This is a genomic window from Mesorhizobium sp. M0815, assembly GCF_040319995.1.
GTDB lineage: Bacteria > Pseudomonadota > Alphaproteobacteria > Rhizobiales > Rhizobiaceae > Mesorhizobium.
The window spans coordinates 101,863-123,995 of sequence record NZ_JAMYOU010000004.1; the positions used below are offsets into that span (position 1 = coordinate 101,863).

A 22,133-nucleotide genomic window follows, 5' to 3' on the forward strand; every position below is an offset into this window, starting at 1 on the left:
TATGACTTGACGGAGTCTCGCTCAGCTCCAGGCATGGAACGGCGGATTGACCTCGTTCAGATAGTAGTTGCCGAGGATCGCGTATTTCCAGCGCACGGGATCGTGCAGCGTGTGGGTGCGGGCGTTGCGCCAATGCCGGTCGAGATTGTGCTCGGCCAATGTCGAGCGCGTGCCCGCGAGTTCGAAAAGTCTGTTGGTGGCGTTGATGGCGATCTCGGTGGTGAGGATCTTGGATTCGGCAACCGCGATCTGCGCTTCCGCGACGGTCTTATCGTTGGCGTCGAGCACAGCGCGATCGACCGCAAGGCCGGCCTTGTCCAGAACCGCCTCGGCCGCATTGGCCCGCAGGCGGAGGTCGCCGACCGCCTGGATCGTGTAGGGATCCTGCCAGGCATGATCGACGCCGCTGTCGATCCACGCGCGCGACTTGGTGCGCACGAAGCTGACGGTTTCGTCGATCGCCGCGTTGGCGATGCCGAGATCGACAGCAGCCTGGATGATCTGGAAGATGGCGCCGTCGGCCGTCGGCCGGTCATAGCCCTTGTAGCCGGGGACGAGATGCGTCTTCGGCACTTTCACATTGTCGAGCAGGACTGTGCCGGACAGCGTCGTCTTCTGGCCGAAGCTCGACCAGTCGTCGATGACCGTCAGTCCGGGCGCGCCGCGATCGGCGATGGCATACCAGGCCCGGCCCTCGTCATCGAGCGCCACGATCGGCACCAGATGGGCGAGCAGCGCGCCGCTGGAATAAAATTTCTGGCCATTGACCACGACGTGGTCGCCAGCGTCGACGAATTTGGTCTCAAAATCGGCCGCCCGCTTGGAGCCGAATTCCGAGAACGCGTTGCCGAACCGCGTGCCGGACAGAACTTCGGCGAAGAGCAACTGCTTCTGGGCCTCGTCAGAGACGGTGCGGATGGCGGCGACGACGCCGAGATGGTTCTGCGGAATCTGGCCGAGCGACGGATCGGCCGCCGAGATGATGGTGATCACCTTCGACAGCGTCACATAGGAGAGTTCCGGTCCGCCATAGGCCTTCGGCACGTTGATCGACCACAGGCCGCTCTGCGAAAACGCATCGAGCTCTTCCTTCGGCCAGATGCGCTCGCGATCCCGCCTGGAGGCGTCCTTGGCGAAGTCTGCGGCCAGTTTTTCCGCCACAGCGATCGCCTCGGCGTCGGTCTTGATGACATGCGCTCTGGCCGACGGACGCTCAACCGGGGGGACGGCGCTGCGGATATCGGACGGCTGCTTCGATTGGATGGTCATGCTGCGGTCTCCTGGGGAAAATGTTGCGATGGAAGCGGCGTGCCGCCGAGATAGTAGGTCTTGATGTCGTCGCGCTGGCGCAGGTCGGCGGCCGACCCTTCCAGCACGCTCTTTCCGTTTTCGAGCACGGTGGCGCGGTCGGCATATTTCAGCGCCACTGCCGAATTCTGCTCGGCGACAAGGATCGAAAGATCTTCGTCCCGATTGAGCCGCTTCAAAGCGCTGAAAATCTCGTCGACGATCAGCGGCGCCAGCCCCATCGAAGGCTCGTCCAGCACGAAGAGTTTCGGCCGCGACATCAGACCGCGGCCGATCGCCGTCATCTGCTGCTCGCCGCCGGAGGTGAGGCCGGACCGGGTTCGCCGCTTCCCGGTGAGCCTGGGGAAAAGCGCATAGACGCGGTCGAGGTCGGCCTTGACGCCGGTGCGGGAGGACGAACGCCCGAGCGCGCCGGTCAGAAGGTTCTCCTCGACCGTCAGCGAGCGGAAGCAGTGTCGGCCCTCGAGGACCTGGACCAGACCCTTGCGGACGAGGTGAGAGGGGCTTGCCCTGGAGACATCCTCGCCGTCGAAAGTGATCCGGCCAGCGGTAACAGTGCCGCGCTCGGCCGGGAGGAGATTGGATACGGCGCGTAGCAGCGTCGTCTTGCCGGCACCGTTGGAGCCGAGCAGTGCGACGATCTCGCCTTTGCCGACCGACAGGTCGACACCGTGCAGGGCGGCGATGGCGCCGTTGTAGACGGCCTCCACGCGACTGACCGACAGGATCGGATTTTCCGGGCTGGACATCGATGACTCCGCAATAGGCAGGAAATCGCGGCCGGCCCGTGGGCCGCCGCGAGTTGTTGGACTTCAGTTGCTGACCACTGCTTCGGCGTCTTCGGCCGTGCGGATCTTGATGCCCTTTTCCTTGGCATAGGCCTCGGACGACTTCTCGATGATCGGACGCAGCAGCTTCCAGTCGGGCGCAATCCAGTCGGAGACGACGTTCCACTTCTTGCCGTCCCACTGCTGGAAGGTCACGTAGCCGTCACCTTCGTGATTGTCCCAGGAGACGTTGATGGAGTGGAACAGGTCCTTGGCGCCCAGCGCCTCGACGCGTGCCGGATCGAGCTTGAGATGCTCGAAGCCCCAGCGGACTTCGTCGCCGGTGAGCGTGCGGTTGCCGAACTTGGCCTGCGCGATGCGGACCGCCTCGACATTGAGGATGCCGTTGACGATGCCGAGATTGTGGTAGACCGAGCCGATACGGCTCTTTTCCTCGAGATTGCCTTTGCCGGCGCCGTAGACCGTTTTGACGATCTCCTGGACTACCGGATACTGCTCGCCTGACGCCTGGGTGGTGATGGCCGTATAGCCCTTGGCGGCATCGCCGGCGGGGATCACATCCTCTTCCGAATTCGACCAGACATTGCCGACGATTTGATCGGCCGGGAAGCCGGTCTTCTGCGCGGTCTTGAGCGCAACCGGGTTCATCACGCCCCAGCCGCGCAGCACCACATAGTCCGGATGCTCGCGACGGATCGTCAGCCACTGCGCCTGCTGCTCGTTGCCTGGATGCGGAACCTCGATCTGCGACAGCTCGAAGCCGTATTTCTGCGACAGCAGCTCATAGATCGGAATCGTCTCCTTGCCATAGGGCGAGCCGTGATAGAGCACGACGATCTTCTTGCCCTTGAGCTTGTCGAGGCCACCTTCCTTGGAGGCGATATAGTTCACGATGCCCGAGGTCTCGCTGTAGGGATTGAGCAGCAGCGGGAAGACGTAAGGGAACACGCGTCCGTCCGTGGTGTCGGTGCGGCCGTGGTTGATGGTGATCAGCGGCACCTTGTCATCGGTGATGCGGTCGATCATGGCATAGGCGATGCCGACCGAAAGCGGGTTCCAGGCGGCGATGCCGGGATTGCTCTTCAATCGTTCATAGACCTCGACGCCCTTCTCGACCTCATACTGCGTCTCGCCCTCGCTCCAGGTCAGCTTGACGCCGTTGACGCCGCCGTCGCGGATGTTGATCAGGTTGAGATAGTCGATGAAGCCGCCGAAGAAGCCGGTGCCGCCGGCGGCATAAGGGCCGACGCGGTAGCTCTGCAGGGGAAAATACTGCTCGTCGGCGTGGACCGCCGTCGCGCCGAGGACGAAGGCCGTGGCGATCGCCGCTTTCTTGAGGTGACTGAAGAAGGTCATGGATTGCGTCTCCTGAGGTTGTGGTCCGTGAGAGGATGTCGAGCGGCGCTCAGCTGGACCTTGAGCCGATCCGTCGTTTCAGGCGGTCGAAGAGGGCCGACAGCCCGTTCGGTTCCGCGATGAGGAAGATGATGATGAGCGCGCCGAGCACGATGCGCTGGCTCATGTCGAGAACACCCGAATCGAACAGTCCGCCAAACAGGAAGGCGCCAAGCCGCGACAGGATGAGCGGAAAGATGACGATGAACGCCGCTCCCAGAAAGGCGCCGCGTATCGAGGCCAGCCCGCCGATGATGATGATGAACAGGATCTGGAACGAGCGGTCGAGATTGAAGCCGGCCGGCTCGACCGTGCGCAGATAGGTGAAGGCCCACAGCACCCCGGCGACGCCGATGATGAAGGACGAGATGGCGAACGCGAGCAGCTTGGTCTTCAGCACAGGGACGCCGATCACCCGCGCGGCGGTTTCGTTGTCGCGCACGGCGATGAAATTGCGGCCGGTCGCGCTGTTGACCAGGCGCCAGACGAGCGCCGTGAGCACGATGACCGTGGTCACCGAGAGCAGGTAGCGGCCCGTCGCCCTGTCGAGCGAGAAGCCCGCAACGGCAAGGTGCGGCGCCGAGATCACTCCGGATGGGTTGTCGTTGGAGAACCAGCCGAACTTGGTCAGCGCCCACTGCACGAAGAACTGGGCGGCGAGCGTCGAGACGGCGAGATAGAAGCCGCGCAGGCGCAGGCTCGGCAATCCGAACACGACGCCGATGCCGGCGGCCGAAATCCCGGCCAGGATCATGGTCGCAGCCAGCGGCAGTCCTTCGACCCGAAGGTTGAAATTGTAGGCGGCGAAAGCGCCAACCGCCATGAAGGCGGAGGAGCCCAGCGAAAGCTGGCCGCAATAGCCGGTCAAAAGGTTGAGGCCGACCGCCGCCAGGCTGAGCGCAAGGAACGGCAGCAGGATCGCCTCGACGAGATAGCTCGACGCATAGGCGGGGATCAGGCCGTAGGCCACGGCAATCAGGGCGACGGGCAGAGCTAACCTCTGCCAGTCGATGGGAAGCCTTGCGGCATCGAGCGCTTGCACGGCCATCGGTCAGACCCTTTCGACAGTCTTCTGGCCAAACAGGCCGGAGGGGCGCACCAGCAGGACGACCAGCGCCAGCGCATAGGCGAACCAGCCTTCGATGCCGCCACCGACAAAGGGTCCGAGGTAGACCTCGGCGAGCTTCTCGCTGGCGCCGATGATGAGGCCGCCGACGATGGCGCCGAGGATAGAATCGAAGCCGCCAAGCACCAGCACCGGCAGCGCCTTCAGCACGATCAGCGACAGCGAGAACTGGACGCCGAGGCGCGCGCCCCACAAAAGTCCCGCGACCAGTGCCACGAACCCCGCGGCCGTCCACACCGTTCCCCAGATCCGGGGCAGCCGCAGCCCGACGGCAAGCGCGGCGAACTGGTCGTCTGCGACGGCGCGAAACGCCAGGCCGATCCGGGTCCAATAGAAGAATGCGCTCAAGCCGGCGACCATCGCCGCGGCAATGCCTGCAGCAAGAAGATCGAACGACGAGATCAGGATGCCGCCGACCTCGAACGGCGTGTCGTCGATGCCGAGATCGAGCCCGTGCACCTGCGTGCCCCACACCAACTGGGCAGCGCCTTCAATGATGTAAGACAGGCCAAGCGTGGCCATGAACAGCGTCATCGGCGAGCGATTGACCAGCGGCCTCAGCACAGTTCGCTCGATGGTGAAGCCCAGCGCAACCATGACTGCGAGGGTAATGAGCAGCGAAAGCCCAAACGGGATGCCGCGTTCGACAAGGCTGACAAAGGTGAGTGCGGCGAACAGCACCATCGACCCTTGCGCGAAGTTCAGCACGCCCGATGTCTTGTAGATCAGCACGAAACCGATGGCGACGAGCGAATACATGACGCCTGAGAGCAAGCCACCGACCAGCACCTCGATGACGAAGAGGAAATCATAGTAGCTCATCGGATGCCCTCGCCATCTTCGCCTTCGGGGGTGCCGATATAGGCCCGGATCACCGCCGGATTGGCCCTGACCTCGGCCGGTGTCCCGTCGGCGATCTTGCGGCCGTAGTCGAGCACGGCGACGCGGTCGGAGAGTCCCATGACCACGCCGATGTCGTGTTCGATGAGGATGATGGTGACGTCGTGCCGGTCGCGCGCTGCGCGCACGAAACCGGCCATCTCGGCCTTCTCGGTCGCCGTCATGCCGGCCATCGGCTCGTCGAGCAGCAGGATCTTCGGCTCGGCGACGAGGGCGCGCGCCAGTTCGACCCGCTTCTGCAGGCCGTAGGGCAGCGTTGCGACCAGGCGATCGGCGACGGCCTCGAGATGCAGGAAGGCGATTGTCTGGTCGACCTTTTCAGCGATCGCGGCATCTTCGCGCCGGGCGCGCGGTAGACCAGCGATATGTTCGACGAAGCTGGCGCGCCGGGTGTGGACGCGGCCCGACGCGATGTTGTCGCGCACTGAAAGCCCACCGAACAGTGCCAGGTTCTGGAAGGTGCGCGCGACGCCGAGCCGTGCCAGACGGCTTGCCGACACCCGGGAGAAGGACTGGCCATCGATCGCGATCTTGCCCTGATCGGCGTGATAGAGGCCGCTGATGATGTTGATCAGCGAGGATTTGCCGGCGCCATTGGGACCGATCACAGCGCGAATCTCGCGGCTTTTGACCTCGAGGTCGACATCCCGCAGTGCCGTGACGCCACCAAAGGAAATGCTGATCCCGCCCAGCGCCAGGATCGCATCAGCCTTTGGCGACAGGCGCGCCGGGCGCGTGTCCTCGACGGGATCAGCACCAGCAAGAATGCCGGAAATTTCGGGCGAGCGCTCGTATGCGGCGGCTCCCAGCGAAGCACCAATCATGAAACATTCCTAATTTTGAAGGCGTGCGGGCGGCGGCCTGAAGGCCGTGCCTGTCCTATTCCGCGGCGACGAGCTCCCTGTCGCGCGCCGCTTCCAGTTCGCGCACCAGAGGGATGACGCGCTTGCCGAAGAACTCCACCTCTTCCTGGAAATGCAGGAAACCGAGCAGGATCAGATCCGCGCCGGCATCCTTCAGCTTGAGGATGCGTTCGGCAATCTGTTCCGGCGTGCCGATGAGATTGCTGCGGAAGCCGTCATTGTATTGGACAAGATCCTCGAAGGAGGATTTCGCCCAGTTGCCTTCGCCTTCCGGCGAGGCCTTGCCGGCATTCTTGACCTCATCGGCGAAACCCTGCACCGCCTCCGGATTGGCCTTGGCGATGATCTCGTCGAGCACGGTGCGCGCTTCTGCCTCGGTTTCGCGAGCGATGGCAAAGGCGTTTACGCCGATCTTCACCTTGTGGCCATTGGCCTTCGCCTTGGTCTTGATGTCGTCAACCTGCTTCTTGATCTCTTCCGGCGTGTTGCCGTTGGTGAAATACCAGTCGGAAACCCGCGCAGCCATGTCGCGCGCCGCGCGCGATGAGCCGCCTTGGAAGATCTCCGGCTGCGGATCGATCGGCTTCGGCTTCATCGAGTAGTTGGTGAAGCGATAGAAGTCGCCCTTTAGCGTGAAATTATCCTCGGTCCAGATGCCGCGCAGCGCACGGATGAATTCCTCCGAGCGGCGATAGCGCTCGTCATGGTCGAGCCACAGCTCGCCGATGGCGGCGAACTCACCGCGGAACCAGCCGCTCACGACATTGACCGCGACACGGCCATTGGTCAGGTGGTTGATGGTGGCTATCTGCTTGGCCGCCAGCGCTGGATTCCATGGGCCGGGCAGGATCGCCGCGATGACTTTCAGCGTTGTGGTCGCCGCAAGCAAGGCGTGGCTGAACGATACGGATTCGTGCTGGTTGTCGGCGCCATAGCCGGCCGTGAAGCGTATCTGGCTCAGCGCGTAGTCGAAGCCGTTGGCCTCGGCGATCTGAGCAAGCTTTCGGTTATAGTCGATGTCCCAGCCTGTCCGCTGCTCGATGTTGGAGATGACAAGGCCGCCCGAAACGTTCGGGACCCAGTAGGCGAATTTCACGTCGTCGGAATTCGAGGTCATTTCGTTCGTTTCCCCTTTTGATTGGCTTCAACCGACGCGCGTGGCGACGGCAGTGTTTGCATCACTGGAATTAAGCAAGGAGACCGCTTCGGTAGCGGCCCGTGAGATGCGCTCGAAAATCGCTGCGCCGACGATCTTGGCATCGACGAAATCGTCGGGCGCGCCGTAGACGCCGGTCGGGACGGTGACGGCCCCGAAAAACCCGAACAATGGCCGGAGCTGATGTTCGAGAACCAGGCCATGGTATGGACTTCCGCCGGTCGCCGCGAGAAGCACGGTCTTGCCCGTCAGTGCACGATAATCGACGAGGTCGAACAGGTGCTTGAGGGCGCCGGTGTAGGACGCCCTGTAGACCGGCGTTCCGACCACGAGCAGATCGGCCTTCTCGACACGCTGGATGATCGCTTCGCCAGACGCGCCAAGCGCGCCACGAGACAACCCGGCGAAAATCGAAGGCGCCGCCTCGGTGATTTCGATCAAGCCGGTGTCTGCCGGGACGCGCAAGGCGACTGCCTTGACCAGCGCGTTGACCACCGCGGTAGTGCGCGATGGTGTGCTTACGCCGCCGGATATTCCGAGAACCGATAGCCTTGCCAACTCGTCAATCTCCCGGACCCTGCATGCGCATCGGGTCATTTCCAAACCGGGGCAGACGATATTCGACAAAATCTATAGAGATAAGGAACTACGTTCCGATTTTTCGTCCTCGCGGAGAAAAATGCCGTTCTGCTAATGGACGTAGCAATGTCCGTATAGCGAGCAGACCGAAGCTCAGGCCATCAATACGGCTTCGCATTCATCCATCACCATTTTCAAACGCGCCTAAGCCTTGGGCAATTAGGTTCGTTGCCATGACCAGTGAAACGATCGCGCCGGAATTGAAAACGACGACCCACCATTTACCGCCGGACAGGAAGCCGTAGCCGTCGGCGACGGCTAGCCCCCAATCGGCGGAAGGCGGCTGGATGCCGAGGCCCAGAAAACTCAGCGTCGCGATCGAAAAGAACGCGTAGCCCAGCCGAGTGACGAACTCGATGAGGATCGTCTCCCTGATGTTGGGCAATATCTCCAGGAACATGATGGCGAGCGCGCCTTCGCCGCCAAGCCGGGCGGCGCTGACATAGTCGCGCTGCTTCTGCTCGCGCACGGCGGCGCGGACGGTGCGCGCCACCAGCGGCGCATAGGCGATGCCGATCACCAGGACGACGGTCAGGTTCGACGGCCCGATCGCCACCAGCGTCATGGTGACGAGAACGATGAATGGAAACGCCATCAGTGTATCGAGCAGCCGCGCGCCGATGGCATCGGTGAGGCCATCGAAATAGCCGAGCACCAGGCCGATAATGCTGCCGGCGCCAACGCCGACCAGCGTCGCCAGCGGCGCAACCAGCAGGATATCGCGCGATCCGACGATAATGCGGGACAGCACGTCGCGGCCGAGCTGATCGGTCCCGAACCAGTGCGAGGCATCGGGCGGCGTCAGCATCGCCAGAAAATCCTCGGCATAGGGATTATACGGAACGAAAAGATTGCCTGCTACCGCGCATACGACCCAGAACAGTAGCAGCAGCGTTCCGATCACGACCGATGGGGGCAGTCCGGAGAAGGCACTGCCGATCCTGCGCACCGCCGGAAAACCGGCCACGGCGCGCCGTGATGCGGGAAACTCCGTCAGATCCGTCATGGCGAGGTCCGACGGCGTTGCCGCGGATCGAGCAAGGCCAGCACGAAGTCGCCCGCCGCCGCCGAAAGAACAAAGATTGCCGCCATCACCAGCGCCCCCGCTTCAAGCATCGGGAAATCTCGCGCCTTGGCCGCGTTCAGAACCAGATTGCCAAGTCCCTGGATGCCGAACAGCGCTTCGATCACAACCAGCCCGCCAAGCATGTATCCGGTCTGCGTCGCCAGCACCGCGATGGTCGGGGTCAGCGCATTGCGCAGCACGTGCCGAAGGATGATCTCGCGCCGCTCAAGCCCTTTCAGGACGGCGGTGCGTGTGTAGTCGGCGGCAATCGCCTCGATCACGCCGGCCCGCGTCATCCGGGCGATGTAGCCGGCAAGATTGAGCACCAGCGGCAGCGCCGGCAGGATCAGATAATAGCCTTGCGTCCAGAAGCCCGCGCCATCCGGCGCAACGCCTGAGATCGGGAACCAGTTCAGCCAAAGGCCGAAAACGATGAGCAGCATCAGGCCGGACACAAAGTCCGGGACAATGCCGAAGGAAACGCCCGCCATCACGATCAGCCGGTCGATGAAGCGGCTGGCGTTGAGACCGGCGACGACGCCGGCGCCGACGCCCAGCGGAACGAGGAAGACAAGGATGATGCCGGCAAGTGCCGCGGAACGTTTGAGGCTTTCCAGCACGAACGGCGCGACCGGCACGCCCATAGACAGCGAGGTGCCGAAGTCACCAGTGACAGCCTTGCTGAACCAGCGCCAGTATTGGATAAGGACCGGCTGGTCGGCGCCCAGCCGCCTGTTCAGTTCCGCCACCGCTTGCGCATCGGCAAAGGGCCCAAGCATAACGCGGCCGACATCGCCGGGCAGAACCTGCCCGGCAAAAAAGACCAGGATACTGACCAGCCACAGCGTGAGCAGCAGTGTGCCGACGCGCGTTGATAGGATGCGGCCGCTCACCATCGAGTTTTGCCGCTTCGCCCAAAAACCTGTCCCATCCCGATGGAATCGGGATGGGGCTCTATCTCCGTTTTCGAGCATCATGCCTGGACAAAGGAAACGCGGTCGAGCAGCAGATGCGAGATCGCCGTGAAGCGGACGCCCTCAACCTTCGAGCTGACGATCCGGCTATATTGCGAGAAGTAGCCGATGATCAGCGGCGTCTCGTCGAGCAGCAAGGTCTGGATCTTGCCGGCGGCAAGGCGCTGCGCCTGGAGGTCACGCGCCTTGCTGCGAGCAGCAGCGCGTCATAGGCCGGGTTGTTGAAATGCGCGGCATTCCAGGCTCCCGAACTCTTGAGCGTTGCGTTGAGGAAGATGTCGGGGGTGCCGCGATGGCCGAAATCGGTGATGCCGAGATTGGAATCCAGCCAGGGCGAACTGCCGAATTTGGCCGATCCGTAATAGGCGTCCTGCGGCAATACGTTGAGCTTGATATCGATGCCGGCCTTCTTGGCGAAGTTCTGGATCAACACCGCGTAGTCGGGAATGTCATAGGCGCGTTCGGTGGTCAGTGTGACCTCAAATCCGTTCGGCACGCCCGCCTCGCCAAGCAGGCGCTTGGCCTCGGCGATGTCCTGTTTGCGCTGCGGCACCGACGGATCAGCCGAGGGGAAGATCGGCGCGAACGGGGTGTCGTTACCGACGACGGCGCGGCCCTTCAGCAGGCCCCTCACCACCGCCTCGCGATCGAGGGTCAGCGCCAGCGCGCGGCGGACGCCCTTGTCGGTGAACGGCGCCTGGTCGGTTCTGAGATGCACCTGGTCATGCGAGCTTGCCTGCACGCTGAGCAGCTTGAAGTTGGGGTTGCCCTCGATCGCCAGTTCCAACCGCGTCGTGCTGGGGATGACGTCGAGCTGGCCGGCCTGCAGCGCCAGCACCTGCGCCTGCTCGTCGTCGAAGAACTTGATCTCGATGCGGTCGGGCAGCGCCTTGTCGCCCCAGTAATCGTCATTGCGCACGAAGCTCGCGCCTTGCTTGGGACGGAAGGATTCGAGCTTGAACGGGCCAGTGCCGTTGAAAGTCTTCTCGAAATCGCCGGCATAGTCGGCCGGCAGGATGACGGCATTATAGACGTCGGAGGAGACATAGAAGGGAAAGTTGCTGTTGGGACCGTCGAGCTCGAAGGCGACTGTCTGCTCGTCGACCAGTTTGGCGCCACCCTTGGACAAGATGCCCTTGTAGGCTGAGAGCGCCGACGAGCCGCTGGCGGAATCGACCAGCCGCTCGAAGCTCGCCACCACATCCTTGGCGGTGACGGCGCGGCCATCGTGAAACTTCACCCCTGGGCGCAATTTGAAGGTCCAGCGGCTGGCTGTCTCGTTGGCCTCCCAGGACAAGGCGAGCTTCGGCTGGAGCCCGTCCTTCGGATCGTCGAGGATCAAATATTCGCCCACCTGGCTGATCACCCCGATGCTGGCCGGATCCGTGACCGAGACGGGATCGATCGCCTTGGTCGGCTGGCCGAGGCCGACACGAACCGTGCCGCCGGCGGCGGCTGCGGCGCGCGCGCCTCCAAGCCCCTGCGAGGCAGAAAAGCCGGTCAGGCCGAGCAGCGCTGCGTATTTCAGGAGATCGCGGCGTTTGAGAAAACCGCCCTGATATTCGTCGACGGCGACATTCCAGATGTCCCCCGACAGGCTGCGAAGTGCGTCGATATCCCTGCGTTTGGTCATGTTAAACCCTGCTTTGAAATGAAAATTAAAAACCTATGCGACGGGTTCGCCGTCGAGATGGATGCGGTCAACGGCCTGCGGATAGAAGGCGATGAGGCCTTTGATCTTCGGCATTTCGACGATTGGATCCCGGTAGCTCCAGGCGATGTCCGGGCGCACCGTTCCGTCGCTCAGCAGCCCCGACCAGTAGGAGGCAATGCCCTTGTAGGGACATCGCGTCGTTGTAACGGACGCCGTCAGCCGCTCCAGCCGGATGTCTTCCGCCGGCAGGTAGAAACGCGTCGGCAGATGGGTCTCGAACAAAAGCACCGGGCGGTGACTGTCGGCGATCGGCTCGCCGTCGAACCAGACCTGCACATGGCTCGTGCTTTGCAGCACATCAATGCGCGCATAAGGGTCTCGCGCATGGACGAAGACCTCTTCGTCCTCCTCGAACCATTGGTCGACGGCCTTCCAGGTGAAGGCGATGCGGCCAGCCAGGGACGCCAGCGATTCGTCCGGCGGCGAGATGAACGCCCACGCCGCGTTGGCACTGCGCCTGTCGCCGCCGTCGATATCCCAATAGGCCGTTTCGCCACCGACTGGATGCGGTTCGCGATGCAGCGAGGGCTTCAGCACCGACGGGTCTACCGCTGACGGCGGGAAGAAATAGATCGGCAGGAAATGGTTGGAGCGCAGCACCAGCACGTTGCGGCTGTCGGCGATGGTGCGGCCGCCGAATTTGACGCGCACACGCTTGGGACTGTGCAGGACATTGACGAACTGCGGCGCGGTGGCTTCGCGAGGCTGCAATCTTGGCGCGACGGTCATGATCGTTTCTCCCGGTCAGGACACGGCGCGCGCATTGTCGCGCTGCTCGGCGAAGCGGTTGGCGGGCCGCGCCACGCCGAAGCGGTCGCGCAGCGTTCCGGGCGCGTATTCGGTCGGGAAGACGCCACGGCGCTGTAGCTCGGGCACCACCTGTTCGGCGAAATTCACCCAGTCCTCGGGCAGCAGCGGGAACATCAGGTTGAAGCCGTCGGCGGCGCCTGAAACGAACCAGTCCTGCAACTGGTCGGCGATCTGTTTGGGCGTGCCCACGACAGTCGGGACCGAACCGCTGTTGGCGAGCTTGCGGGCGATGTCGCGTAGGCTGAGATTCTGCTTCGACCATTCCTTGACCCGGTTGAGCGATGTCCGTCCGCCATTGAACGTGCTCTCGTCCGGCAGCGGCGGCAGCGGGCCATCCGGCGGATAGACTGAGAGATCCAACCCGCTCCAGCTTGACAGAAGGTCGATGCCGACCTGATCGGGAAGCAGCGTCTGCAGGTATTCCTGCCGTTCCCGGCCCTCCGCCTCAGAGGCAGCGACGATCGGCAGGATCCCCGGCAGTATCTTGAAGCTCTCCGGCTTCCTGCCATAGCGGGCGAGGCGCTCGTTGATGTCCTGCCGGTATTTGATGCCGTCTTCCCTGGTGCTGTAGATGGCGAAATGCACATCGGCATGGGCGGTGGCGAAATTCTTGCCGTCCTCGGAGGAGCCGGCCTGGACGATCAGCGGATGGCCCTGCGGCGGTCGGGAGACGTTGAGCGGTCCCCTCACCTTGAAATGCGGCCCCTTGTGATTGATCGCATGGACCTTGTGCGGATCGGCGAAATAGCCGGACGCCTTGTCGAGCAGCAGCGCCTCATCTTCCCAGCTGTCCCACAGCGCCTTGACGATATCGAGGAATTCGCGGGCACGCTCGTAGCGGAACGCATGCTCGATATTGCCATCGCGGCCGAAATTGCGGGCTTCCTCGTCCATCGCCGAGGTCACCACATTCCAGGACGCTCTGCCCTTGCTGATATGGTCGAGCGAAGCGAACATGCGGGCGAGATTGTAAGGCTCGCTATAGGAGCTCGATGCCGTGGTGATCAGGCCGATATGGCTGGTCACCCCGGCAAGGGCCGACAGCAGCGTCAACGGTTCCAGGCGAGCATTGGCGTAATGGGCGACGCCGCTTTGCACCGAATCCCAGATCGCGACGTGATCGGCGACGAAGATCGTATCGATCCTGGCGCGCTCCGCCGCCTGCACGAGATCGCGGTAGAAGTCGAAGTCCAGCACTTCCCGGCCCGGCGCCCGCGGATGGCGCCACGACATGCGATGATCGCCCTGCGGATTGAAGAAGAATGCGCTGAGGATCATATGGTCTCGAGCCATGCCGGCCTCCTGCAAAATCTGCTCAGGAGACCATCGCGGTTCCGGTTAGACCGCTATCCACCAATCTCCCGATCCGTGAAAGGTAGATTGCGCTCCAGCTTAATTCGAGTAATTTTATAGAGATTATATGTTGTGAAAGCGGAAGCGATTGCCCTTGATGGCTGCGCGTAAAGAAAGTGGTTTCAAGCTCCCCAATGTCCCCATCAGTTCTGAACGTAGAGCAGCTTTCTATCACCTATGAGGGGCGAAAAGGATCGCATCCCGCCGTCAGCGGCGTATCGCTGCACATAGGGGAAGGCGAAGCACTCGGCCTGGTCGGCGAATCAGGATCGGGAAAAAGCTCGGTGGCGCTCGCCATACTGCGCTATTTGCCGAAAAACGCCCGGGTCGCGGCGTCAGCGCTTGAATTCCAGGGACGGGAAATCCGCGAACTCTCAGCGGAACAGCTTCGCAAGCTGAGGGGCGACCATATCGCCGCCGTCTACCAGCATCCGGGTGCGGCGCTCAATCCGGCGATGACGATCGGCCGGCAGATCATCGAGACGATCCTGCGGCATCGCCCGTTTCGCTACGAGGAGGCCCGCTGGCGCGCCGCCGATCTGCTAGAGCGTGTCTGGATCGGCAATCCGGACCGGGTGCTCGATCTTTACCCGCACGAGCTTTCCGGTGGCATGCAGCAGCGCGCCAACATCGCCATCGCAATTGCGCTCGATCCGGCGCTGCTGCTGCTGGACGAGCCAACGACGGCGCTGGACGCGAGCGTGCAGTCGGAGATCATCGCCATCCTCCACGCCCTTCGCCGAGAGCACAAAACCAGCATTCTGCTGATCAGCCACGACATCAACATGATCCGCCGCTCCTGCGACCGGGTGGCGGTGATGCAGTCGGGAACCGTGGTCGAAAGCGGCGCCGCCGGCGATGTCTTCGACAACCCCTCTCACGCCTATACGAAGGCGCTGATCGCCTCGATCCCGGCGCTCAACTCCACGAAGCGGAATGGAAGACTGGCGGAGGCGGACGGCATGCCATCGCACTCGGCGGTCCAGAATGAAGACGCCGGCGAGCGCAAAGAACGCCGAATCGCGATCGCCTGCAAAGGCATCAGCCATGCCTTCGGCAGCCAACCGGTGCTCAGCAATATCGATCTCGACATCGGCCACGGCGAGACCTTCGGGCTGATCGGCGAGTCCGGTTCCGGCAAGTCGACTCTGGCAAGGATCGTCACCGGCCTACAGATGCCAGACGCCGGATCGGTCGAACTGTTCGGCAGGACGGTCGCACCGCGCGTCGAGAAGAGAAGTCTTGGCGAACGCCGCGATGTGCAGATGGTTTTCCAGTCGCCGGATCGCACGCTCAACCCGCGTCAGCGGATCGGCAGGATCCTCGGCCGCCCGCTACGCCGGCTCGCCGGCCTGCGCAGCAGTCAAATAAATGCCCGCGTCAGCGATTTGCTGCAATCGGTTCGCCTTGCCGGCGCCACAGCCGAGCAGAAGTCGCGATCACTATCCGGCGGCCAGCGGCAACGGGCGGCCATCGCACGGGCCTTCGCCGGCGTGCCGAAGGTCGTCGTGCTCGACGAACCCACTTCGGCGCTCGACGTTTCCGTCCAGGCAACCGTTCTCAACCTGCTCAACGACCTGCAGCGCGACAAGGACACGACCTATCTGTTCATCAGCCACGATCTCAGGGTCGTGCGCTACATGGCCGACACGATCGGCGTGCTGTATCGAGGCCGCCTGGTCGAAACCGGCTCATCCGACCAGATTTTTCACGGGCCCAATCATCCCTATACGAAACTGCTGCTGGCGGCGTCTTCAGACGATGCAGCGCCGAAGATCATCTCTCAGGGCGACATCGCGGCGGGCCCGAACCAGGGATGCGCCTTCGCCGGCCGTTGCTCGCTCGCTGTTGCCGATTGCCGCAAAGCGGAACCGCCCCTCAGCCAAGCTGGCGACGAGCACCTGATCGCATGTTGGCGGCTCGACCAAGATTCATGAAGGACGGATCATCATTCTGAAGATCCGTCGCGCTCGCGAGGAAGGCGCGATGGAGCTGATCCCCCATCACAAAGTGCCAAGAGACCGGGAGCTGCGGCCGTTCGAGGCGCGGGATAGCAGAAAGCTTGGCGATCAAGCATCCACCGTAGTCACAGGCAAGGTCGCATGGCATTTCGTCTGAGGCTCGCTCCTTACAAGTCAATGTCTACAAGTTTGATAGACATTTGCTAAGAAGCCGGTCATACTGCCCTCTTCAGGTGCCTGATTTTTCGCCGTCCATGTTCGCAGGATCAGGAGATGACGATGACGCAGACATTTCTGGAAGCCGTTCCGGGCTGTATCAGGATCGTGATCGGCGCCCTTTTCCCGCCCATGGAGCTTTCACGTTATGCGCCCGACCAGGCGCAGGCGGACGACGCATCTGACTCCGAGGCGAAATTTCGCCGCTCAGGACGGGATGAAGCCTTCTATTGGGCATCGGCACTTGCGGCTATTGGGTAGGCGCCCGTCGCATCCGGCCATAGACCAATCATCGAAATGCGGGGGTTACCTGGCAGCATTGGCTGGCTGCCGCGATCCAGGAGGAGACCGATGACCACACGCCTTTTACCCGCACTGCATGAGGGCCATGCTCCGATTCATTTGCACGGAGCCTTCGACGATGCCTTGGAAGCTTACCAGACCTGGATTCCGGGAACGGACGAGCCGCACGTGGAATTTGAGGACCAGATGGTGCCGATCAGTTCGGTCTTCGGCCGCATGCGGACCTGCACCGATATTCTTCCTTGGCGCATCGAGGGCGATGTCCTAGAGGTTGTCGGCAATGCACTGGTTTCCGGCGGCGAAAAGGCGATCACTTACGCCGATGCCGCTCTAGTCCTTCGCGCTTTGTGCGTGAAGCGACTCCGGAGCGACGACGTCGGCAACTAACAGGCGACGCTGCGTAGGCTCCCGTCAGAGCCGGAGCCGGGCACAAGGGCAGCTCGGCTCCGTATCATTCAGCCAGTATGCGTCGCGATCTGCCCTGATAGCCTCTATTTGCTCAGCCGGTCATGCGAGGCGATGGCTATAGCTCTGCATGGTGCGGATAGACTGGTGCTGCGAGGAAGGATTGAACTCTGCGATTAGCCAATGAAATTACCAACTTACAAAGGCTCATTGTAACATTGTGACGGACGATAAGTGACTGCTTCCAGAGGCGCTATTGGCGGCCTTCGCTTCGCTAAGCTGCGTTCGCGTGTTTATGTCGAAGGAACGACCCGCCGATTCCGGCCAGCAACGATACGGCGGAAGAGCCACAGAATGACTGGACAAGCGAGGAGCACCACGGCGCCGAAGTCGAGTGCGGCGCTCGCGCCGCCCATCGACGTGGAGAGCTTTCCACCGATCGCCACTCCAACTGGGCTCCCGGTATAAAAAACCGTGTAGAATAATCCCATTCCGATCGATCGCGTCTTCGGCTCGAGCACCAGCGCAGACAGGCTGATGATCGCACCGGCGGGCAGGCCGCAAACGATCCCAAGGGCAATGACGATGGGAAGCACCGCATCGCTTCGCGGTAGGAGTAGTGCCAGCAGCGCGAAGGCGATACAGCCTGTGATGATCACGGCGTCGCCGCGTTTGGTCTGATCAGCGAGCAAGCCCCCGAAAGGAACCGAAAGCACGGCGAGCCAGAGCACGATACTGATCGTTGATCCAGCTGCAGTGCTGGACCAGCCTCGCTCAACGAGCATCGACGGTCCGAAACTGAAGATCATCGCAAAACCGATATTGTAGAGACACCAGATCGAGCCGGCGACAATCACGGCATAGATCGTTTTCGTGGTCAGACCGCCGCGTTCGCCTTCAACGGAGACGGGCGCATCTGGCGCGCGATAGACAAAAGCAAAGAAGCCTAGCCCGATCAGAATCAGCCCTGCTACAGCAAGGTTAACGGCATAGATCCCGAACGTCGCTCCAATCGCTGGCAACAGCATCAGCGCGATTGCGATGCCAGCCGGCCACGAGTTGACGAAGATAGCCATCGCGGTAGCAATTTCCCGACCAGTAAACCAGTCGGCGACCATCTTGGTCATCAGAACGCTCAAGAGAATACCGCCGGTGCCGGCAATCAGTCGACCTACGATCTGCATGCTCCATGACGCCGACGCCGTCATCAGTATTTCGCCTGCCAGCATCATCACGAGTCCGATGAGCACTGTCGCTTTGTCGCCATAGCGGCGGCCGATTGCGCCACCTGGCAGCGCAAGAAGAACGCCCGGCGCAAAATAAACCCCGATAAGAATACCGATATCGGCCAGGCTCGCACCGAGGCTCTGGCTAAGCTGTGGCGCCACCGCCGCTACGCTCTCAAACTGAAAGGCGAACGCGGCACGAGCGACAAACAACACAGCAAGAATGGTCCAGCGGCTTCGCATTGGATTTCCCCAATATGGACCTGGGCGTTGCTTCGAGATCAACCTGGCCGATTTTTTGGGTCCCGCAAAATCGCTCGGCACTTTTTAGGTAGCGTTCAATCAGCGACAGTCCCTCAACTCTTGGCTATTGTCAGAGCTTCGTCGGGCGTGCCCAAGGATGGACAAGCCGACTATCCAGCCATCATTGCATTGATCTCGGATGGCTGGGACGTGTGCATCACATGGTATAGATGAACGTTTCTACGAGGCAGCGCTCATCGGGCGCCAACACTGGGCCGCGCAGGCTATAACATTAGCATCAGTTAATATAATTTCGCAAGTCTGCACAGATCCGCTTGCGCCACCATATTAGATATGCCTAATATTATTCATGATGCGGCCAGTAGGACGGCACGGCAGCGCCCTCGAGTTGGGCGGGATTATCGCCATAGCCTGCAGTTTCGGAGTGCCGGCGGCATCGGCACATAGCTGGTATGAAAAACGGTGCTGCTAGGACGAGCATTGCGAGCCAATGGCAGACGGCGCCGTGCGCGAAACAAGCAGAGGGTTCAAGGTCCCGTCGGGTGAGTTGCTGCCTTACCCGGACAGCAGGGTGCGTCAGTCCCACGACATGCGTTACCATTGGTGCCACGAACAAAAAGCGACGGTAAACCGGCATCGTGAAGTTCAACCTGGCCCCGACAACACGATCTGCCTCTACGTGCCGCCTAAATCCTCCTAATACTTTGTCCATTATTCCAATTCTGGTCTCGTCACCGAAGACGCTCGTATAGATTTGGAGGCCGCCGGGTGGACTCAGGAATCAAGTATGGATGGTTACCGGACACAGCTGATTATCCAAAAGGGTAAGGTGCAGGCGTTTGCACGAAACGGCTACTGGACGGGTAGACACGTGGGGGCCTATTCCCCTCGAGCCTCGACGCCTTCCGATAGCTGCTCTGTCAGTTGGAGCAGGTCGAAAAGGGGAGACCCCGCCAGACGAGTTCACCTTGGAAGGTCCATTTTCGGACCGACGTCTAAGGCCTGACGGGATCGTTCCCCGCCGGCCTTTCTTGATTTGACTTTCAGGACCGTTGGCCCATGCTTCCGGTAAAGGGGCTTCGACCATCAAAGAGTTAGGCGGGCCGCATGGTCCTGTCCAGCCTACTTCAGAGCCGCGTTAGGTTTCCCTGTTCGCATCGGCCGCCCGGGCCGAAAGGCTTGCCCTTCCTCGGAAACCTAGTCGCTTTCGGCAAAGACGAGCTCGGTTTCATTACTGAAACCGCACGTCGATATGGCGATCTCGTTTGGCTCAACCTTGCCGGGTGGCCCGCTCTTCTGGTCAGCGATATGGAAGCTATCGAGACAATCCTCGTCAAAGATTATGGCAACTATATCAAACATCGGTTCGCGTTGCGCCATGTAAAGGCGCTGTTTGGGAATGGCTTGCTGACCAACGAAGGTGAGTCTTGGCGACGCCAGCGCCGGTTGGCGGCCCCGGCTTTTGCCGGGCAACAGCTCCTTGCCTACGACGCAGCGATAGTGTCGCTGACTCACCAGATGCTCGATCGCTGGACCAATGATCAGGTCCTGAACATCCATCCCGAGATGATGGAGTTAACGTTGCGGATCGCCGCTAAAACGCTGTTCGATTCCGAGGCTGAGTGGGACATTGCCGACATTGATCATGCGGCAAACGATCTCGTTATCGAGATGGAATCGCGCTTCAAACGGCCGATCCTTATTCCTGACGCAGTGCCGTTGCCCGGCCATTTCAGGTATAGGCGAGCGATCCGAACGCTCGAAAGGATCGTTTCATCAATCATAGCCGAGCGTCGTGCGAGCGGTTTGGAAGGACGATATGACGTTCTGTCCCGTCTTATGGAAGCGCGTGACGAGATGGGGAAACCCATGTCAGATGCCCTGCTTCGGGACGAGGCGATTACGCTCCTTCTTGCAGGGCACGACACCACGGCGCTCGCACTTTCATGGACCTGGTTTCTGCTGGGCCAGCGGCCGGAGATTCAAGCTCGAATGGCGGCTGAAATCGCTGACGTGCTCGGCGACCGGCCGGCGACGACCGACGACATCCCACGCCTGAAATACACGGAAAGCGTCGCGTTGGAATCGATGCGGATCTACCCGCCTGCCTGGATCATAGGCCGCGAATCGATCGGGGCCTTCAAACTTGGTGGCTACGCCTTCCCCGCCGGAGTAACCATCTTCATCAGCCCGTGGGTATTGCATCGCGACCCCCGGCATTTCGCGCAGCCAGAAATGTTCCGACCAGAGCGTTGGATGGGCAATCTCGCACACGAGTTGCCGCGCTTCGCCTATATGCCTTTCGGCGGCGGACCGCGTATCTGCATTGGGCAGCGTTTCGCTATGATGGAAGCAGTTCTGATCTTAACGACGATGGCGCAACGCTTCTCGGCTGAGTGGCAGTCGGGTCACAAGGTGACGCCGTTCCCGTCGATTAATTTACGCCCCAGGGGCGGTGTCTGGCTCAAAATCAAAGATCGCGAGACCGGGCACTGAGTTCACGGATTCATCTCGCCGTTACCCGTGCGTCGACGCGCGATTGCGGAGGCGGCACATTCGTGGGGTGGGTGGATAAGCCCAAGCAGAAATCAGGAAATTGGCTGGATTAGAGCCCCGAATTGAGGGCCATAACAGCGCGATCGTTCTAAGAGCGTGTATCGCCGGAGATGAAACTTACTTCTCGAACTAGCTTGTTTATTATGGCCCATTGAAATTCAGCCGAGCTGTCGGCTGGGATGATAAACGAGCCGGCCCCCCCGATAACGTGCCGCTCATAATATTCCGCGGTCGACTCGCCATTTTCCACTTCCGCGCCTATCGGGAGACCATTGATTACGATGGCTTTCTGAAGCGCTCTCTGACGGCTTTCCTCAAGTGAAGATCCGTCGTTGTTTGTTCCGTCGCCTGAGATATCGATGACCCTCCGCAACGTAGGGGCAGGAAGTTTGTCAAAGGCATCAACAGATACATCAATGGCGTATGAGATCGATGTTTTCGCACCGTGCGGATCACGGCGTTCGCCTTGCGACTTTTTCCGGATTGCATCCGCGATAACCGACGCATCATTCGCGTCAGAGAGAACGGTCCAATCCACCCGCGTTTTTAAGGAGCCACGGCTCGACCATTCGACAAAAGTGACAGCGATCTTGCCGTGCATACCCTCTTTGATCACTTTCAACACGGACGGTGATTCCAAAGCAGCCGCATAGCCCTCGCGTTGTAGCGTAGCCTCTATCTGGTTGACGGAGCCCGACATATCGACCGCAAGGACGATCGCGACATCGACTTCGGCGGTTGGGTCCTCGAGAAGAAGCTTCTCACGAATTTCACAAGGACAAAGATCGTTCGTATAAGAATTGCCGTGAACAGGCTGATCATGGATCAGCAGCACTCTTAACAATCCAGCGCTCAAAACAGTAAAGGAGAGTAGTTGCATCTCCCATCTATCCTCATGACCTTATGGCGTCTGGTTCTGCTAGTTGCAGAGTTCAATTAAATCTGAAGCGAACAAGTCGAACAGATCTAGCTGAGAGGGACTTGCCCATAAACAGTAGCACCTTCTATATTAGCTCGACATAATTTTAAGAGTCAACAAATACAGGAGGGATAACCCACGAAGTGGCGCCCCGCGCCCTTTGCGCGTCCACGGTCGGCGCCCTGCATCTT

18 protein-coding genes and 1 pseudogene are annotated in these 22,133 nt (G+C 61.2%); 4 read left to right on the forward strand and 15 right to left on the reverse strand.

The features are described 5' to 3' along the window. Nucleotides 1-21 precede the first annotated feature (21 nt). The 13 genes and pseudogenes from NKI01_RS07370 to NKI01_RS07435 form a co-directional block, all read right to left on the reverse strand. The gene (locus NKI01_RS07370) at nucleotides 22-1,269 is read right to left on the reverse strand and encodes an SfnB family sulfur acquisition oxidoreductase (protein ID WP_352920375.1); all 1,248 of its coding nucleotides are present in this window, start codon (nucleotides 1,267-1,269) and stop codon (nucleotides 22-24) included. Next, on the reverse strand, nucleotides 1,266-2,057 hold the full coding sequence (locus tag NKI01_RS07375; protein WP_352920378.1) for an ABC transporter ATP-binding protein: 792 nt from the start codon (nucleotides 2,055-2,057) through the stop codon (nucleotides 1,266-1,268). Before NKI01_RS07375 ends, NKI01_RS07370 begins: the two co-directional genes overlap by 4 nt. Nucleotides 2,058-2,120: 63 nt before the next feature. Then, nucleotides 2,121-3,452: an ABC transporter substrate-binding protein gene (locus tag NKI01_RS07380; RefSeq protein ID WP_352962452.1), complete on the reverse strand. Its 1,332-nt coding sequence runs from the start codon at nucleotides 3,450-3,452 to the stop codon at nucleotides 2,121-2,123. A gap of 49 nt (nucleotides 3,453-3,501) precedes the next feature. Continuing rightward, complete coding sequence (locus NKI01_RS07385) at nucleotides 3,502-4,539, reverse strand: branched-chain amino acid ABC transporter permease (RefSeq protein ID WP_023722896.1); 1,038 nt, start codon at nucleotides 4,537-4,539, stop codon at nucleotides 3,502-3,504. A 3-nt stretch (nucleotides 4,540-4,542) separates the two neighbouring features. Beyond that, on the reverse strand, nucleotides 4,543-5,439 hold the full coding sequence (locus tag NKI01_RS07390; RefSeq protein WP_352919949.1) for a branched-chain amino acid ABC transporter permease: 897 nt from the start codon (nucleotides 5,437-5,439) through the stop codon (nucleotides 4,543-4,545). Then, the gene (locus NKI01_RS07395; RefSeq protein ID WP_352962456.1) at nucleotides 5,436-6,341 is read right to left on the reverse strand and encodes an ABC transporter ATP-binding protein; all 906 of its coding nucleotides are present in this window, start codon (nucleotides 6,339-6,341) and stop codon (nucleotides 5,436-5,438) included. The genes NKI01_RS07390 and NKI01_RS07395 overlap by 4 nt, the downstream gene beginning before the upstream one ends. A gap of 55 nt (nucleotides 6,342-6,396) precedes the next feature. Continuing rightward, a complete protein-coding gene (sfnG, locus tag NKI01_RS07400) occupies nucleotides 6,397-7,497 on the reverse strand; it encodes a dimethylsulfone monooxygenase SfnG (protein WP_352516268.1) in 1,101 nt (366 codons plus the stop codon). 27 nt (nucleotides 7,498-7,524) lie between these two features. Further along, complete coding sequence (gene msuE, locus NKI01_RS07405; protein ID WP_352962460.1) at nucleotides 7,525-8,094, reverse strand: FMN reductase; 570 nt, start codon at nucleotides 8,092-8,094, stop codon at nucleotides 7,525-7,527. 199 nt (nucleotides 8,095-8,293) lie between these two features. Continuing rightward, a complete protein-coding gene (locus NKI01_RS07410) occupies nucleotides 8,294-9,181 on the reverse strand; it encodes an ABC transporter permease (protein ID WP_352754413.1) in 888 nt (295 codons plus the stop codon). Further along, nucleotides 9,178-10,137: an ABC transporter permease gene (locus NKI01_RS07415; RefSeq protein ID WP_352754415.1), complete on the reverse strand. Its 960-nt coding sequence runs from the start codon at nucleotides 10,135-10,137 to the stop codon at nucleotides 9,178-9,180. Before NKI01_RS07415 ends, NKI01_RS07410 begins: the two co-directional genes overlap by 4 nt. Nucleotides 10,138-10,214: 77 nt before the next feature. Beyond that, a pseudogene (locus NKI01_RS07425) lies at nucleotides 10,215-11,848 on the reverse strand (ABC transporter substrate-binding protein). A gap of 33 nt (nucleotides 11,849-11,881) precedes the next feature. Continuing rightward, entirely contained in the window at nucleotides 11,882-12,658 is a 777-nt protein-coding gene (locus tag NKI01_RS07430) for a DUF427 domain-containing protein (protein WP_352962469.1), read from the reverse strand. A 15-nt stretch (nucleotides 12,659-12,673) separates the two neighbouring features. Then, nucleotides 12,674-14,032, reverse strand: coding sequence for an LLM class flavin-dependent oxidoreductase (locus NKI01_RS07435; RefSeq protein ID WP_352962472.1), 1,359 nt, complete (start codon nucleotides 14,030-14,032; stop codon nucleotides 12,674-12,676). Nucleotides 14,033-14,226: 194 nt separating this feature from the next. Between NKI01_RS07435 and NKI01_RS07440 the strand changes: the two genes are divergently transcribed. From NKI01_RS07440 to NKI01_RS07450, 3 genes are all read left to right on the forward strand, one after another. Next, on the forward strand, nucleotides 14,227-16,029 hold the full coding sequence (locus NKI01_RS07440) for a dipeptide ABC transporter ATP-binding protein (RefSeq protein WP_352962475.1): 1,803 nt from the start codon (nucleotides 14,227-14,229) through the stop codon (nucleotides 16,027-16,029). A gap of 303 nt (nucleotides 16,030-16,332) precedes the next feature. Then, entirely contained in the window at nucleotides 16,333-16,530 is a 198-nt protein-coding gene (locus NKI01_RS07445; protein ID WP_352962478.1) for a hypothetical protein, read from the forward strand. Nucleotides 16,531-16,620: 90 nt separating this feature from the next. Continuing rightward, entirely contained in the window at nucleotides 16,621-16,959 is a 339-nt protein-coding gene (locus NKI01_RS07450; protein ID WP_352754421.1) for a BRA0787 family protein, read from the forward strand. A gap of 311 nt (nucleotides 16,960-17,270) precedes the next feature. Here NKI01_RS07450 and NKI01_RS07455 read toward each other — a convergent pair whose 3' ends face one another. Further along, nucleotides 17,271-18,446 (reverse strand): MFS transporter, encoded by a 1,176-nt coding sequence (locus NKI01_RS07455; protein ID WP_352962481.1) that lies wholly within the window; start codon nucleotides 18,444-18,446, stop codon nucleotides 17,271-17,273. A 1,128-nt stretch (nucleotides 18,447-19,574) separates the two neighbouring features. On the opposite strand from NKI01_RS07455, the gene NKI01_RS07460 reads away from it, so the two are divergent. Then, complete coding sequence (locus NKI01_RS07460) at nucleotides 19,575-20,963, forward strand: cytochrome P450 (RefSeq protein WP_352754424.1); 1,389 nt, start codon at nucleotides 19,575-19,577, stop codon at nucleotides 20,961-20,963. Nucleotides 20,964-21,111: 148 nt separating this feature from the next. Here NKI01_RS07460 and NKI01_RS07465 read toward each other — a convergent pair whose 3' ends face one another. After that, on the reverse strand, nucleotides 21,112-21,903 hold the full coding sequence (locus tag NKI01_RS07465) for a DUF1194 domain-containing protein (protein WP_352754426.1): 792 nt from the start codon (nucleotides 21,901-21,903) through the stop codon (nucleotides 21,112-21,114). Nucleotides 21,904-22,133 lie beyond the last annotated feature (230 nt).